The organism is Saccharopolyspora terrae (assembly GCF_004348435.1).
Lineage (GTDB): Bacteria > Actinomycetota > Actinomycetes > Mycobacteriales > Pseudonocardiaceae > Saccharopolyspora > Saccharopolyspora endophytica.
Genome location: NZ_SMKS01000066.1, coordinates 17823 through 32334 on the forward strand (window position 1 = coordinate 17823; position 14512 = coordinate 32334).

General features: G+C 68.8%; 14 protein-coding genes. 6 read left to right on the forward strand and 8 right to left on the reverse strand.

Annotated features, from left to right (window positions below; translation table 11 throughout):
* Positions 1-22: 22 nt before the first annotated feature.
* From E1181_RS25980 to E1181_RS31595, 5 genes are all read right to left on the reverse strand, one after another.
* Positions 23-499 carry a (2Fe-2S)-binding protein gene (locus tag E1181_RS25980; protein ID WP_132678698.1) on the reverse strand — a complete coding sequence of 159 codons (477 nt, stop codon included), beginning with the start codon at positions 497-499 and terminating at the stop codon, positions 23-25.
* 18 nt (positions 500-517) lie between these two features.
* Entirely contained in the window at positions 518-2848 is a 2331-nt protein-coding gene (locus E1181_RS25985; protein WP_132678700.1) for a molybdopterin cofactor-binding domain-containing protein, read from the reverse strand.
* A 192-nt stretch (positions 2849-3040) separates the two neighbouring features.
* Positions 3041-3190, reverse strand: a complete 150-nt coding sequence (locus E1181_RS31855) for a hypothetical protein (RefSeq protein WP_207922321.1) — start codon at positions 3188-3190, stop codon at positions 3041-3043.
* A gap of 177 nt (positions 3191-3367) precedes the next feature.
* A complete protein-coding gene (locus E1181_RS25995; protein ID WP_132678702.1) occupies positions 3368-5377 on the reverse strand; it encodes a P-loop NTPase family protein in 2010 nt (669 codons plus the stop codon).
* Entirely contained in the window at positions 5374-5535 is a 162-nt protein-coding gene (locus E1181_RS31595; RefSeq protein ID WP_165944757.1) for a hypothetical protein, read from the reverse strand. The genes E1181_RS25995 and E1181_RS31595 overlap by 4 nt, the downstream gene beginning before the upstream one ends.
* A gap of 468 nt (positions 5536-6003) precedes the next feature.
* On the opposite strand from E1181_RS31595, the gene E1181_RS31600 reads away from it, so the two are divergent.
* The gene (locus tag E1181_RS31600; protein ID WP_165944758.1) at positions 6004-6165 is read left to right on the forward strand and encodes a hypothetical protein; all 162 of its coding nucleotides are present in this window, start codon (positions 6004-6006) and stop codon (positions 6163-6165) included.
* A 105-nt stretch (positions 6166-6270) separates the two neighbouring features.
* Here E1181_RS31600 and E1181_RS26000 read toward each other — a convergent pair whose 3' ends face one another.
* Complete coding sequence (locus E1181_RS26000; protein ID WP_235877048.1) at positions 6271-7251, reverse strand: sugar-binding transcriptional regulator; 981 nt, start codon at positions 7249-7251, stop codon at positions 6271-6273.
* A 130-nt stretch (positions 7252-7381) separates the two neighbouring features.
* Here E1181_RS26000 and E1181_RS26005 point away from each other — a divergent pair, with 130 nt between their 5' ends.
* From E1181_RS26005 to E1181_RS26025, 5 genes are all read left to right on the forward strand, one after another.
* Positions 7382-8383: a zinc-dependent alcohol dehydrogenase family protein gene (locus E1181_RS26005; RefSeq protein WP_132678704.1), complete on the forward strand. Its 1002-nt coding sequence runs from the start codon at positions 7382-7384 to the stop codon at positions 8381-8383.
* Positions 8376-9734: an ABC transporter substrate-binding protein gene (locus tag E1181_RS26010; protein ID WP_132678706.1), complete on the forward strand. Its 1359-nt coding sequence runs from the start codon at positions 8376-8378 to the stop codon at positions 9732-9734. Before E1181_RS26005 ends, E1181_RS26010 begins: the two co-directional genes overlap by 8 nt.
* Before the next feature lie 71 nt (positions 9735-9805).
* Positions 9806-10654: a carbohydrate ABC transporter permease gene (locus tag E1181_RS26015; protein ID WP_132678721.1), complete on the forward strand. Its 849-nt coding sequence runs from the start codon at positions 9806-9808 to the stop codon at positions 10652-10654.
* On the forward strand, positions 10654-11475 hold the full coding sequence (locus tag E1181_RS26020; protein WP_132678707.1) for a carbohydrate ABC transporter permease: 822 nt from the start codon (positions 10654-10656) through the stop codon (positions 11473-11475). The genes E1181_RS26015 and E1181_RS26020 overlap by 1 nt, the downstream gene beginning before the upstream one ends.
* 204 nt (positions 11476-11679) lie before the next feature.
* Positions 11680-12090, forward strand: coding sequence for an FHA domain-containing protein (locus E1181_RS26025; RefSeq protein WP_132678709.1), 411 nt, complete (start codon positions 11680-11682; stop codon positions 12088-12090).
* A gap of 1 nt (position 12091) precedes the next feature.
* Here the strand turns inward: E1181_RS26025 and E1181_RS26030 are convergent, their stop codons facing one another.
* Together E1181_RS26030 and E1181_RS26035 are read right to left on the reverse strand one after the other, a co-directional pair.
* On the reverse strand, positions 12092-12964 hold the full coding sequence (locus tag E1181_RS26030; RefSeq protein WP_132678711.1) for a universal stress protein: 873 nt from the start codon (positions 12962-12964) through the stop codon (positions 12092-12094).
* A 38-nt stretch (positions 12965-13002) separates the two neighbouring features.
* Positions 13003-14331, reverse strand: coding sequence for an MFS transporter (locus E1181_RS26035; protein ID WP_132678713.1), 1329 nt, complete (start codon positions 14329-14331; stop codon positions 13003-13005).
* Positions 14332-14512 lie beyond the last annotated feature (181 nt).

Here is a 14512-nt window from a genome sequence, read left to right on the forward strand (position 1 = left end):
GAGGTCCCGACCGCCCCACGCGTCACATCTTCTCCGCGCCCGCCTTGATGGCCTCGCGGATCCGGAAGTACGTGCCGCAGCGGCAGATGTTGCGGATCGAGTCGAGGTCCGCCTCGGTGATCTGGCGTCCCCCGGCGGCAGCGCGGCGCACCAGCGCTACCGCCGCCATGATCTGACCCGGCTGGCAGTAGCCGCACTGCGCGACGTCCTGGTCCAGCCACGCCTGCTGCATCGGGTGCAGCTCGGCGTCGACGGTGTCGGGCAGGCCCTCGATCGTGGTGATCTCGTCCTCGGCGGCGATGTCGCCGACCGAGACCGAGCACGGGTTGAACGCCTTGCCGTTGATGTGGCTGGTGCATGCCTTGCAGACGTTGATGCCGCAGCCGTACTTCGGGCCGGTCACGCCCAGCAGGTCGCGCAGCACCCACAGCACCCGCACGTCGTCGGCGACGTCGACGGTGACCTGTTCACCGTTGAGTCGAAAGGTGTGCTCAGGCACGAGAATTCCTCCAGGTCCTCACTGCGCGTGGCGCAGGCCGTCGGTGGGCGACTCCGGGATCGGCGGCACGTTCGGCTTCGGCTCGAACGACAACGTGCCGTGGTTGATCGGGAAGCTCGTCGGGACCGAACCGGTCGCGCGGGCGTAGGCGCAGGCCACCGCGGCCTGGGCCGAGGCGACGCCGAGCTCACCGGCGCCACCGGGCTTGCCGGTCGTCGGCGGCATGATGATGATCTCCAGCTCCGGCGGCGAGTTCCACTGCCGGGTGTAGAAGTAGTTGTCCCAGCTGGCTTCCAGGAAGTACCCGTCGGTCAGGTGCAGGCTGGAGGTCAGCGCGTTGGCGATGCCGTCGTTGATGCCGCCCATCATCTGGGCCTCCAGGCCACGCGGGTTGACCGCGAGCCCGATGTCCACCGCGCAGACCACCTTGGTGACGCGCGGGCCGGCGACGGCGTCGCGGATCGGCCGGTTCACCGTCTCCGGCGTGCAGTCGATCTCCACCAGCGTCGCGATCGCCGCCCGGTACTCGGTGTGCACCGCGATGCCCTGCGCCGTGTTCTCCGGCATCGATCGGCCCCACCGGCCGACTTCGGCGACCTCGTCCAGGACGGCCTTGAGCCGCTCCTCCTGCAGGAACCGCTGCCGGAACCGGTAGGGGTCCTCGCCCATCGTCGCGGCCAGCTGGTCTACGATCAGCTCTCGCGCGGTGGTGACGTCGGGGGAGTAGATGTTGCGCATGCTGCCGGTGTTGAAACCGCGATCGGTCTCGTTGAGCAGCTGCGTGGTGGCCCCGAAGCCGTAGGGCATGGTCTGGGTGTAGGTGAAGATCGTCTGCGAGAACGACGCGTCCGCGACCGGCAGCTTCGCCGCGCTGGCGGTGATGATCTCGCCGAAGCCGTGGCTGAAGTCGGTGAACACGCTGGTGTGCCGCTGCTCGTAGCTGAGCACGCTGTCCCCGGCGACGCCGACCCGCACCCGCGAGGTCGCCATCGGGTGGGTGCGGCCCTGGCGGGAGTCGTCGGCGCGGTGCCACATCAGCTTGACCGGCTTGCCGATCTTGCGGGAGATCTCGGCGGCCTCCATGGCGCCGTCGTTGAACAGCTTGCGCCCGAACGATCCGCCGCCCTCGGTGACGTGCACCTTCACCGCGTTGAGCGGAATCCCGTACTCCGCGGCGATCGTCTCCTTGGTGACGATCGGGTTCTTCTGGGCCGACCAGATCTCGGCCCGGTCCCGCCGCACGTCGGCGATCGCGCAGTTGGTCTCCAACGCGCTGTTGCTGCGGAAGAAGAAGGTGAAGTCACCCTCGACGCTGGTCTCGCCCTTCGGCGCCACCAGCGGGATCTCGGCCGCCCGCAGCTCGTCGAGCACCGAAGCATCCGATTTGCCCTCCGCCGTACCGGGTTTCCAGTCGACCTCCAGCGCGCGCACCGCGTCGATGCACTGCCCGAAGGTCTCCGCCCGCACCGCGACACCGGTCGAGATCGCGACCACGTCGGTGACGCCCGGCATGGTGGCCACGGCGTCGGTGTTGCGCACCGAACCGACCTTCCCGTTGAGCGTCGGGGGCCTGCACACCATCGTCGGGAGCGCGCCCGGGATCTTGAGGTCCATCGCGAACTTCTTCCGGCCGGTCACCGCCGTGAGCGCGTCCACGCGGTTGTGCGGGGTCCCGATGACCGAGAAGTTCTCGTTCGCCTTGAGCTGCACCGGAACTTCCTCGGTGCGCACGCTCGCGGCTTTCGCGGCGAGCTCGCCGATGCCGATGCTGTTGCCCAGCAGGTCGGTGATGACGCCCTGCTTGAGGCGCAGCGTCGCCACCGCCTGCTCCAGCTCGACGGCGGCGGCCTGCAGCAGGCGCCCGCGCGCCACGGCGGCGGCGACGCGGATCGGCGTGTAGGTCGACAGCGTGGTGCCGGAACCGCCGGTGATCTGGTTGAACACCAGTTCCGGCCGGGCGTCGGCGAGGGTGACGTGGACGTCCTCGACCGGCACGTCCATCTCCTCGGCGATCATCATCGCGGTGGAGGTGGTGATGCCCTGGCCGACCTCGGCTCGCGGCAGCTCGAAGGACACGGTGCCGTCGGTGTTCACCGTGACCGTGATGAGGTTCGCGGTCGGTGCGGCCGAGTACTCCAGCATGTCGCTGAGGTCGGTGATCTCGGCGATGGCGGGCGAGGGGACCGGCGGCAGCCCTTGGGCTTCCGCGGCGGGCGCGCGCAGGTTCAGGTCGGCGGCGGCGACCAGCGTCGGTGCCGCCAGGACGTAACCGAGGAAACCGCGCCGTCCGACGGCGTGGGATTCGGAAGGCCGCGAATCGGGCGGTGAGGAGCGGTCTGCGGTCGTCACTTCGGTCCCCTTCCGCCGGACGGATTTGCTCTTTCCGGCAGCCAAAAAACGGGCCTGACCTGGGAAGATGTGATTCCAGATCGTTTCGAACAGCGGAACTGTAACGTCGATCGTTGAAGGGGTCAACGACTCGGCCCTGGCTCAAGATCACGATCATGTCAAGCACCCGAAGTGCTCAAATCGCCGTCCGCTTCACGGCTCGCCCGGGGTGTCGAAGCGCCGTCGAACCTCCTCGGCCACCTGCGGATGCCCGGCCGCCTCGATGTAGCGGGCGAAGCGGTGCGCGGTCAGGCGCCGCACGGCGTTGCGCTCACCGTGCAGACCGAGCTGGTCGAGGAGCATACCCACGTGGTCCCGACGGGGTCGGCAGTCCACCGGTCAACTTCTTGAAGACGCCGAAACCCACCGCCGCCAACAGCGGAACCACCACCCACGCAGTCCATTCCAGCAACCACCCGAAGAGCAGCGGGATCGCTGCCGCGATCGCGAGTCCGATGTAGAGGGTCCGGTTCTCCTTGGTCATCGCACGAACTCCTCGGGTCGTGGGTACGCGAAGTCCTGGTTCTGCAACCCCTGCGCGAAGTCGATCAACTGCGACAGCCGGACGACGACGTGCGGCTGACCGTGCGAGGTCTCGCTCCAATCCCGCCCGGCGACGTACAACTTCGCGAGCAGGTCCACCGATTCCTGCGCCGCCTCGACGAGGATCGCCAGCAGCAGGTCCGCGTTGGAGATCATCTCCGCCGTCACGAGCCACGTGCCGAGCAGCTGATGGGTGTGGCCCGAGCGGTGCGCGAACAGCTCGCGCCAGCAGGCCACCAGGTCCGCCCGGACCTCCGCACGCGCCGCCAGCGGTCGCGACACCCGCGAGGTGTCGACGAGCCGGCGCGGGTCGGCCGCGCGCGCGAGCAGCGCGAAGTCGGCGGCCTGCGGGTCCGGCTGGCGCAGGCCGATCCGCAGTCGCTGCAACAACAACCGGAGCAGGGCATCGCTGCTCGCCGCGAGCTCGAGCAGCGCGTCCTGCGCCGTGGGGGCACCGAGACCGCTCTCCCCGCGGGCCCGGTGGTGCAGCCGAACGACCGCCTGGTCCGGGTAGTTCGGCGCGATCAGGTTGGCGGTGACCGTCACCAGGATCTGCCCGACCTCGTCGGGTAACCCGGAGTTCTTCGACCACTCGTAGACCAGGCGCCGGAAGTGCCTGCCGTGACGGTTGTCCTCCAGACCGTTGGTGAGCGCTTGGACCCCGAAGTCCCGCAGCGGCCTGCTCCGGTGGTTGCGCGGTTCGAGCCAGCGCTCCACCAGCCGGATGACGTGGTCGGGGCTGTTCGTGCGCAGCGCCTGCCCGGTGAAGCGGTCGACCAGGCTGACCCGGTCGGCCCCGGTCAGCAGGTCCATCCTGATGACCTCGTCCACCCACTGGCGGTAGGTGCTGCGCAGGTCCGGGTAGTTGTCCCAGAAGTGCTCCAGCAGCGCCCGGTCGAAGTCCCACCGGCCGAGGTCGACGCGGTTCGGCGCTGCGATGTCGATGCCGAGGTCCTTCAGCTGCCCTCGGTAGCCGTGTTGTTCCAGCCGGGGCCGCTCGGAGCCGTCGAGCCCCAGCAGCTCCACGAGGTGGTGGGAGGCGAAGAACACCGCGTCGGGCGAGGCTCCGTGGCACATCGCAGAGGCCAGCAGGATCGCGCGTTCACGCCCCGTCGCACGCTGCTCGACCAGCTTCGCCGCTTCGTCGCGCCGGTCGGCCTGTTCGGAGATCGCCTCCGCGAGCCGGTCGTCCAGCGGGCTGTGCGGCGCGTAGCGGCTGATCTCGATGATCCGCGTCGCGAGGTGGCTGATCTGCGCCATCGACTGGTCGAGGGCGGTGACGACGTCCTCGGAGGCCAGCTGGCCCGCCGTGGGGTGCAGGCCCTCGGCTTCCAGGTGCCTGCGCAGGACCCGGTCGCCGGCGGGCCGGGAGATGCGCGCGGTGCACTGCCGCAGCTGGTCGCCGAGGTGGTGCGCGAACTCGTCCGGCACCACCACGACGAGGTAGGCCTTGGCGTTGACCAGCCGCGCCCGGAACTCGGGGACCTCGCGCATCCGGGTCAGGAACACGTCCTCGCTCGCGTCCAGCAGGTCGAGCACGAGCCGGTGATCGGTCAGCAGCTGGACGTCGGCCAGGCGGTGGGCGGGATCGTAGGGCTCATCGGTGAGCAGGGCGTAGGGCGACTCATCACCGGCCGATTCGTTGACCAGCACCTTGGCGGCGGTGCTCCGCCCGCTGCCGGGCGGGCCGGTCAGCAGCGCGGTCCCGTGCCTGCGGAGCTTCTCGCGCGCGCCGTCGAGGTCGTCCGGGGCCACGAAGCGCTGCTCGCTCCAGCTGAGGTCGCCCTTGAAGGTGATGCGTGGGCCGCGGATCCGGCTCATCACGCTTTCGTGCCCCGAGCCGAAGATGTTGTAGACGTCCCCGGTGCCGGTGTGGATCGACGAGGCCGAGACCTCCTCCTCGAAGTGGGTTTCCGCCGATCCGTCCGGAACCTCGTTCTCGCTCATCGCCGGTCACCACCGCGCGGACCGCCCTGGTTGAACTGGTCGCCCGACCCGCTGTGGTGGTTGCCGTAGGTCGGCCCGTTGAAGTGGGTGGTCGCCTGCGGCCCGCCGATGGTGAGGCCGCCGTGCAGATCCCGCAGCTGCACGTGGGTGCCGTCCACGTTGCCGGAGTCGTGGTTGTGGACGTCGCCCGATCGCGGCGACGGTTGGCGTGGTCGTCCTGGAGCGCGGGGACGAGGGCGATCAGCCTGCTGGCGAGCCGGTCCAGGTCGTCCTGCGCGTTGCGGACGTCGAAGTCCAGCGCGTTGAGGTAGGCCAGCGCCTCCAGCTCCTCGGGGAGGTCCGCGGGCGTGAGGTGCGGAAGGCCACGTCCACAATGGACCGGAATGACCCGCGCACCCGCCTTCATGGCGTTGAGGATCTCCAGCCTGGTGAAGTCCTCCTCCTGCGCCAGGCGCAGATTCCCCTGCTCGTCACGGGCTTTCGACCAGTTGGCTCCCATCAGGACGAGCAGGACGGAGGTGGTGGACGCCTCGCGGAGCAGGCGTGCGCGGTAGTCCTCCCCCGGAGCCCCCTTGGCGTCGCGGAACACCAGCTTGTCGCCGAAGCGCTCCGACAGGTAGCTCTCGATGTGGGCGGCGGCGAACTCGCCGTCGCCGCTGCTGTTGGTGGCGCTCGTCGTCGTCATGGCCGCCGCAATCCTCGTCGCCGTCGAATCCTGGAGTGGCATCGTCAAGAACGCATCACCAAGGCTGCGTTCTTCGACGGATCTTCACCGAGAACCGAACTGAGCGGCGGGCAATTGGTCGGGTTTCCCGTTTCCCGTGGTGCTGTGACCGGGAAACGGGTTCGAAGGGCGGAGCGGCGCTGGGGGTGCCGCTCCGCCCTCTTGTTCGCTACTGCAGCGGGCGTTCGGTGACGTGCTGCAGGAGCCGGTCGCCGGCGTCGGCGTCGGTGATGAGGGTGTTGACGATCCCGGAGCGCAGCACCGCGTCTATGGCGCGGGCCTTCGGGGTGGTGTAGCCGACGGCGATCACCTCCGGCACGGCCCGCAGCTGCTCGTGCGGGATCGCCAGGACGTGGTGGGCCAGCCCGGTGGACAGCGCGTTGCCGTCGGCGTCGAAGAGCCGGGCGGCGATCTCGGCGGTGGCGCCGCGCTGCCGGATCGACTCGCGTTCGGCGGGGCTCAGCGCGTCGTAGACGGTGGACTCGTTCGGCTGCCAGGCGCCGATGCTGACCACGGCCTTGGTCAGGTGCTGGAACTGCTCGAAGGTCTCGGCGATGCCGGGCTGGTTGCGCAGGATCTCGGTGGTGCGGCGGTCGGGGAGCACCAGCGGCCCGTAGATGGGGTAGGAGTCGCCGCCGCTGGCCGCGGCCACTCGGCCCACCGTTTCCACCGAACGGTCCCGCATGTCCATGCCCGCTTGGACGCCGCACAGCTGCACGATGGGGCACTTGGGCAGGCTGCGGATCGCCTCGGCCATGGCGTTGACCGATCGGGCCCAGGACAGGCCGATGACGTCGCCCGGAACCGTGATCTCGGAGAGGAGCTGGGCGGCGAGCACGCCCACCCGGCGGCGCAGCTCCGGCCGTTCTGCCTTCGATTGCGCTCGGTTGAGCACCAGCACGCGGCGCAGTCCGTAGGCCGTTCGGAGCCGTTCGGACTGCTCCACGTCGACCGGGAAGGGTAACTCGAACGAGATCTTGATCAAGCCGTTCTCCTGGGCGGATGCCAGAATCCGGGCGACCTTGAAGCGGCTGATCCCGAACTCCTCCGCGATCTCCAGCTTCGAGCGCCCGGCCACGTAGAACCGGTGCGCGATGGACGCCGCGGTCATGGTGTCGATCAGCCCGCTCCGCGGCCGAGGTGTGCTCATATGAGCACTATAACGTGAAAACTTGACCAGAGGTTGACGCGATCACCAGTGAACCTCTTCAATGCGGGGCAAGTTCAGGGCAGAGTACAGCGCAGTTCGCTCAGATGAGCGCTCTGGAGGCGGAGGTTAGATGCGCGCCGCGATCATTGACGAACCCGGATCCATCCGGGTTGGTGACGTACCGGATCCGGTACCGCGGGAGCGGCAGTTGGTGGTGAAGGTCGGGGCCACCGGGATTTGCGGCACCGACGTGCACATCGCCGACGGGCACTTCCCGCCGACGCCCTACCCGATCGTGCCGGGCCACGAGTTCGCCGGTGAGGTCGTCGAAGTGGGTCCGGACGTGCCGGGCGAGTGGAAGGTGGGCGACCGGGTCGCGGTGGACCCGTCGCTGTTCTGCGGCTACTGCACCCCGTGCCGCAACGGGCACGGGAACCTGTGCGCCAACTGGGGTGCCACCGGCGACACCGTCGACGGCGCGTTCGCCGAGTACGTCGCGGTGCCCTCGGCCAACTGCTACCGGATGCCCGAGGGGCTGAACTGGCAGCAGGGCGCCCTGGTGGAGCCGGTCTCCTGCGCGGTGCACGGCGTCCGCCAGATCGGAGTCGAGGCCGGCGAGAAGTTCCTCGTCATCGGCGCGGGCACGATGGGCCTGCTGATGCAGCAGCTGCTCCAGCGCGCGGGCGCGCAGGTCACCGTCGCCGACCGCAACGCGACGCGGCTGCCGCGCGCGCAGCGGCTGGGCGCGGTCGCCGTCGTGGAGGACGCCAACGAGCTGGACTCCGACTTCGACGCAGCCGTGGACTGCACCGGGGCGGCCCCGGCCATCGAGACCGCGTTCGACAAGCTGCGCCGCGGCGGACGGCTGCTGGTCTTCGGCGTCGCCCCGGCGGAGGCACGAATCTCGTTGTCGCCCTTCCGCATCTACAACGACGAGATCAAGATCGTCGGTTCGATGGCGGTGCTGCACAGCTTCGGTCCCGCGCTGGACCTCATGGCGATGGGCGCGATCAACAGCGACGAGCTGCTGACCGACGCGCTGCCGCTGGAGGAGTTCGGCAAGGCGCTCGAACTGATGCGCAGCGGCGCCGGTCTCAAGGTCCAGGTCCTGCCGGGAGGTGCGGATGCCTAGGCGGTTGAGGCGCAGCCGAATAAGGCTCGCGCTGCTGGCGATGGTCAGCCTGCTGCTGACCAGCTGCGCCGGGGCCGGTGCGATCGGTTCCGGCGGGCGAACCCTGGTGATCGCGATCGTGTCCAACCCGCAGATGGAGGACGCGGTCGCGCTCAAGGGCGAGTTCGAGAAGGAGAACCCCGGCATCAAGCTGAAGTTCGTTCAGCTGCCGGAGAACCAGGCGCGCGCGAAGATCACCGCCTCCACCGCCACCCAGGGCGGCGAGTTCGACGTGGTGATGATCAGCAACTACGAGACCCCGCAGTGGGCGGCCAACGGCTGGCTGGAGAACCTGCAGCCCTACATCGAGAAGACCCCCGGCTACGACGCGAACGACTTCATCCCCAGCATCCGGGATTCGCTGTCGCACCAGGGCTCGATGTACGCGGTTCCGTTCTACGGCGAGTCGTCGTTCCTGACCTACCGCAAGGACCTCTTCGAGCAGGCCGGGCTGACCATGCCGGAACACCCGACGTGGCAGCAGATCGCCGACTTCGCCGCGAAGCTGGACAACCCCGCCACCGGCGTCTCCGGGATCTGCCTGCGCGGCAAGCCCGGCTGGGGCGAGAGCCTGGCGCCGTTCTCCACGGTCGCCAACACCTTCGGCGCCCGCTACTTCGACGAGAACTGGAACGCCCAGATCACCTCGCCGGAGTTCAAGGCGGCGGCGAACTTCTACGTCAACCTGGTCCGCGAGCACGGCGAGGTCGGTGCGTCCAGCGCCGGGTTCTCCGAGTGCGGCACGCACTACGCGCAGGGCCAGGCCGCGATGTGGTACGACGCGACGGTCATGGCCGGCACCAACGAGGACCCGGCCGAGAGCAAGGTGGTCGGCAAGAACGGCTACGTGGCCGCTCCCGTCGAGCGCACCGCCGAGGCCGGCTGGCTCTACACCTGGTCGCTGGCGATGCCCAAGGTCGCCAAGGACAAGGACGCGGCCTGGCAGTTCATGAGCTGGATGACCTCCAAGCAGTTCGTCAAGCAGGTCGGCACCACCTTCGGCTGGAACCGGGTTCCGCCGGGCGTGCGCAAGTCGACCTACGAGATCCCGGAGTACCAGCAGGCCGCTGCCGCCTACGCCAAGCCGACGCTGGACGGCATCGACAAGGCGCAGCAGTCCAACACGATGGTGAACCCGGTCCCGTACCCGGGGATCCAGTTCGTCGGCATCCCGGAGTTCCAGGACCTCGGAACCCGGATCAGCCAGCAGTTGTCGGCGGCCATCGCCGGACGGATCACCGTCGACGAGGCCCTGGAGCAGTCCCAGGAATACGCCGAGTCCGTGGGCGAGTCCTACCGGGAGACGCGATGAGCCAAACGGTGGTCGAAGAAGTTCAGGCGCCCGTGGTGAGCAAGAAGGAGACCACGGCGTCCAGCACCTGGATGCGCCGTGCGCCGCTGCTGCCCGCGCTGCTGTTCACGGTGCTGGTGACCCAGATCCCGTTCCTGATGACGGTGTTCTACTCGTTCCAGTCCTGGAACCTGGTGCGGCCGGGCTCGCGGCACTTCGTGGGCTTGCGCAACTACGTCGACGTCTTCGCCGACAGCCAGTTCCGCGGCGCGCTGATCAACACCGTGGTGCTGACCGTGGTGTGCGTGTTCATCTCGATGCTGCTGGGTCTGGGCCTGGCGATCCTGCTGGACCGGAAGTTCCTGGGGCGCGGCGTGGTTCGCACCCTGCTGATCACGCCGTTCCTGATCCTGCCCGCGGCGGGCGCGCTGCTGTGGAAGACCACGATGTTCGACCCCACCTACGGGTTGCTGAACTTCGTGTTCGGCGGTGACACCGACTGGCTGGCCGAGTTCCCGCTGGCCGCGGTGATGACCCAGGTCATCTGGCAGTGGACGCCGTTCATGATGCTGCTGATCCTGGCGGGCCTGCAGGCTCAGTCCAAGGAGGTGCTGGAGGCCGCATCGGTCGACGGCGCCGGCCGGTGGCGGACGTTCGTGTCGATCACGCTCCCGCAGCTGGCCCGGTACCTGCAGCTGGCGGGTCTGCTGGGGGCGATCTACATCGTGAACAGCTTCGACGCGATCTTCCTGATGACGCAGGGTGGTCCGGGTACCGCCAGCACCAACCTGCCGTACTACATCTACCAGCGAGCGTTCGAGGGCTTCGACATCGGCCAGTCCTCGGCGATGGGCGTCGTGGTGGTCATCCTGACGCTGATCGTGGCGAACTTCGCGCTGCGCTTGATGTTCCGGACCTTCGGCCTGAGCGAGGTGCGCTGATGCATACCGCGAACCCGATCGGCCGGTGGGCGCTGACCGCGTTCACCTGGGTCGTGGCGATCCTGTTCGTCTTCCCGCTGCTGTGGATGGTGGTGACGTCCTTCAAGGAGGAGGCCGACGCCTACACCGACCCGCCGAAGCTGCTGTTCACCCCGACGCTGACCCAGTTCGCCGGGATCCTGGAACGCGGATTCCTGCCGTACCTGGGCAACTCGGCGTTCGTGACGGTGGTGTCGACGCTGCTGGTGCTGCTGCTGGCGGTCCCGGCGGCCTACTCGCTGTCCATCGCGGCGGTGCCCGGCACTCAGGGCGTGCTCGGTTTCTTCTTGTCGACCAAGATGCTCCCGATCGTGGCGGCGATCATCCCGCTGTACGTCATCTCGCAGAACATCGGTCTGCTGGACAACGTCTGGGCGCTGGTCATCCTCTACACCGCGATGAACCTGCCGCTGGCGGTGTGGATGATGCGCTCGTTCTTCCTCGAAGTCCCCAGGGAGATGGTCGAGGCCGCCCGGGTCGACGGAGCACCGCTGCCGGTGCTGCTGTTCCGGGTGATCCTCCCGGTCGTGGCACCGGGAATCGCCGCGACGGCGCTGATCTGCGTGATCTTCTCCTGGACGGAGTTCTTCTACGCGGTCAACCTCACCGCCGCGCAGGCGGGAACGGTGCCGGTGTTCCTGGTCGGCTTCATCACCAGTGAAGGCCTGTACTGGGCGCAGCTGTCGGCGGCGGCCCTGCTGGCCTCGCTGCCGGTGATGGTGATCGGCTGGATCGCGCAGAACCACCTGGTGCGCGGCCTGTCGATGGGCGCGGTGAAGTAATCACCGACCGCGGGGCCGTCATCGCGAATGGCGGCCCCGCGGACTCGGATCGGAGACCTGCATCACAGGTGCGGACCCGGTTCGATGAATTAAGGACGTTGGTCCTAGCGACGGTGGTCAAACCTTCGGCATGCTGTGTGTATCCGCCCGGTCACGGGCAGGTGCATTCCGGAGGTATCACGCTTGTTGGCTAGGGAGACGACGATGGAACAGACCAGGATCGGCGAGTCGGCATCGAACGCGGTCGAAAAGCAGGCCGATACCGCCCGAGCGTCTGCTCCTCATGAGGTTCCGGCACCTCGTTCCGCCGATGAGCTCAGCGGCCGCCCCCGCTTGATGATCAACCGAGGCAACGCCGCCGGGAGTGGTTTCGTGCTCCAGAACGAGCGCACCACCATAGGTCGAGACGCCATGTGCGACATAGTCGTCGACGACATCACGGTGTCCAAGCAGCACGCCGAGATCCGGCGGCGGGGCGACGCCTACGTCCTCGTCGACGGCGGTTCGCTCAACGGCACCTACCTCAACCGGCTCCCGGTCGACACCGCCGAGCTGCGCGAGGGCGACGAGATCTGGATCGGCAAGGCCCGCTTCACGTACCGAACCGGTCTGTGAGTCAGCGGACGACGGCCACGGCGCAATCGGCGTAGTGCACCAGGGCGTGGCTCGTGGAGCCCAGCGTCGTGGCGCGCACGATGTGCCGTCCGCGTGAACCTATCAGCAGGAGGTCGGCCTTCTCCGCGGCCTGGAGCAGCGCTTCGGTCGGGGGTTCGAGGCTGACCTCCTGGTGCATCTCCACGTCCGGGTTGCTCTGCTCCACGCCCGCGACGCACTCGGCGAGCAGCCGCTGGTTCGCGTCGACGAAGTCGGACTCGTAGCGCCACCCGCGGTTCGGCGGTAGCGCGTCGGGTGCGCGCGTGGCGTCGGCCATCAGCGCGGTGAGCGTCGCGGAGTGCCGGTAGGCGAGGTCGTGGGCGAAGGTGATCGCCTGCCCGCTGGTCGGCGAACCGTCCACGCCGACCACCACCCGCCGGATCGGCCGATCGGCCTCGGGGCCGCGCACGACCACCACCGGGACGTGCGCGTTGCGCACCAGCTCGCCCGCCGTGGACCCCAGCAGCACCCGCCGGGTGCGGCTCAGCGGCGGCGGTCCGAGCACCACCATCCCCATCTGGTCGGTCTCCTCGCGCAGCACCGACGCCGGATGTCCCATCTGCACCCGGGTGCGCACCAGCAACTCCGGGAACATCCGCCGGCACTCGGTGGCCAGCGCGGCGAGCTCCTGCTGAGCGCTGCCGTGCCGCATCACCGGCTGCTCGCTGGGCAGGTGGACGCGGGTGAGCTCCTCCAGCGGGACCGGGACGGCGCGCACCAGCAGCAGCGCCTCGGATCGGGACAGCGCTTCGCGGGCGGCCCAGCGCATGGCGAGCCGACTGGCGTCGGAGTCGTCCACTCCGACGGCCACCGCGCGGTGCTCCTGCGTGCTCATCGCTTCCAGCTCACCACGAGAAGCGCCGGAAGGCAGGGTCAGTCCGAGGTCGCCGACTCCAGGTCGGCGGGACGCAGCGCGATGGTGGCGGTGAGGCCGATGAGACCGGTGAGCACCAGGTAGCCGCAGGCCAGCCACGGGGAACCGCCGCCCGCGGCGATGAGCGCGGTGATGATCAGCGGGGTCAGGCCCGAGGCGTAGATCCCGGAGAACTGGTAGACGAACGACATCCCCGTGTAGCGGGAGCGCACCGGTGCCAGCTGGGCGTAGAGCGTGCCCTGGGGCGCGTAGAGCAGCGCGTGCACCACGCCCAGCACCCCGACGATGATCAGCCCGGTCAGCAGCACGTCCCGGGTCTGGAAGGCCAGGAACGCGGGGTAGACAGACGCGGCGAACAGGCCGGCGCCGAGCGCGTAGGCGAGGCGCGGCGTGATGCGGTCGCTGAGGCGTCCGAACACCGGCAGCAGCACGGCCAGCACGCCCGCGGCCAGCATCACCGACACCAGCACGCTGTTGCGCGGCAGGTGCAGGGTGGAGGTCGCGTAGGACAGGAAGAACACCGCCCAGGTGTTGAACGCGGCGCCCTCCGCCCAGCGGGAGAGCAGGCCCAGCAGCGTGTTGCGGCGGGTGACCGGGTCGCGGAACAGCTCCACCAGCGGGGCCTTCGCGGCGCCCTGGGTCTGCCGCATCCGTTCGAACGCCGGGGTTTCGGCCACCCGCAGCCGGATCACCAGGCCGATGACCACCAGCAGGATGCTCAGGCCGAACGCGATCCGCCAGCCGTAACCGAGGAACTGCTCGTCGTCGAGGACGTTGCCCAGCAGGGCGAACAGCCCGGTTCCCAGGCCGAGCCCGAGCGCGAGACCGACCTGCGGCCACGCGCCGTACCAGGCGCGCTTGCCGGGCGGTGCGTACTCGACGGCCATGAGCACCGCGCCCGCCCACTCGCCACCGATCGCCAGGCCCTGGACCACGCGCAGCAGCACCAGCAGCAGCGGGGCGAGCAGGCCCACCTGCTCGTAGGTCGGCAGGGCGCCCATCGCCGCCGTGGACAGGCCCATCAGGAGCATCGTGCTGACGAGCGTGCGCTTGCGGCCGATCCGGTCGCCGATGTGTCCGAAGAGGACACCGCCGAGGGGGCGGGCGACGAACCCGACGAAGAACGTCACGAACGCCAGCATCGTCGAGACCGTCGGGTCGTCGGTGGGGAAGAACAGCTTGTCGAACACCAGGCTGGCGGCGGTGCTGTACAGGAAGAAGTCGTACCACTCGACGGTCGTGCCCATCAGGCTCGACACGATCACGGTGCGAACGTCCTTGCGCGGCACGGCGCGCACGTCGGGAGCAGGCTGCAGGCCCGCGGTCATCACTGCCTCCAGGCGGTGCAGGGGAGAGGGAGCACGCCTGGTCATGCAGGTCGTGACCCGATTTCAGTGGAATTCGGACCCCCGCACTGAATTCCGGGTCCTGATGTCCATGGAAATCGGGAACCTGCGGGATCGGGGTGCGGGGAGTCCGAATTCCACTGAAATCGGGTCACGACCTGCA

Coding starts and splice junctions, on each gene's coding strand:
- E1181_RS26020 (WP_132678707.1), top strand. CDS start 10,654: ATGCATACCGCGAACCCGATCGGCCGGTGGGCGCTGACCGCGTTCACC.
- E1181_RS26025 (WP_132678709.1), top strand. CDS start 11,680: ATGGAACAGACCAGGATCGGCGAGTCGGCATCGAACGCGGTCGAAAAG.
- E1181_RS26030 (WP_132678711.1), bottom strand. CDS start 12,964: ATGAGCACGCAGGAGCACCGCGCGGTGGCCGTCGGAGTGGACGACTCC.
- E1181_RS26010 (WP_132678706.1), top strand. CDS start 8,376: ATGCCTAGGCGGTTGAGGCGCAGCCGAATAAGGCTCGCGCTGCTGGCG.
- E1181_RS31855 (WP_207922321.1), bottom strand. CDS start 3,190: ATGCTCCTCGACCAGCTCGGTCTGCACGGTGAGCGCAACGCCGTGCGG.
- E1181_RS26015 (WP_132678721.1), top strand. CDS start 9,806: ATGCGCCGTGCGCCGCTGCTGCCCGCGCTGCTGTTCACGGTGCTGGTG.
- E1181_RS26000 (WP_235877048.1), bottom strand. CDS start 7,251: ATGAGCACACCTCGGCCGCGGAGCGGGCTGATCGACACCATGACCGCG.
- E1181_RS31600 (WP_165944758.1), top strand. CDS start 6,004: ATGTGGGCGGCGGCGAACTCGCCGTCGCCGCTGCTGTTGGTGGCGCTC.
- E1181_RS26005 (WP_132678704.1), top strand. CDS start 7,382: ATGCGCGCCGCGATCATTGACGAACCCGGATCCATCCGGGTTGGTGAC.
- E1181_RS26035 (WP_132678713.1), bottom strand. CDS start 14,331: ATGACCGCGGGCCTGCAGCCTGCTCCCGACGTGCGCGCCGTGCCGCGC.
- E1181_RS25995 (WP_132678702.1), bottom strand. CDS start 5,377: ATGAGCGAGAACGAGGTTCCGGACGGATCGGCGGAAACCCACTTCGAG.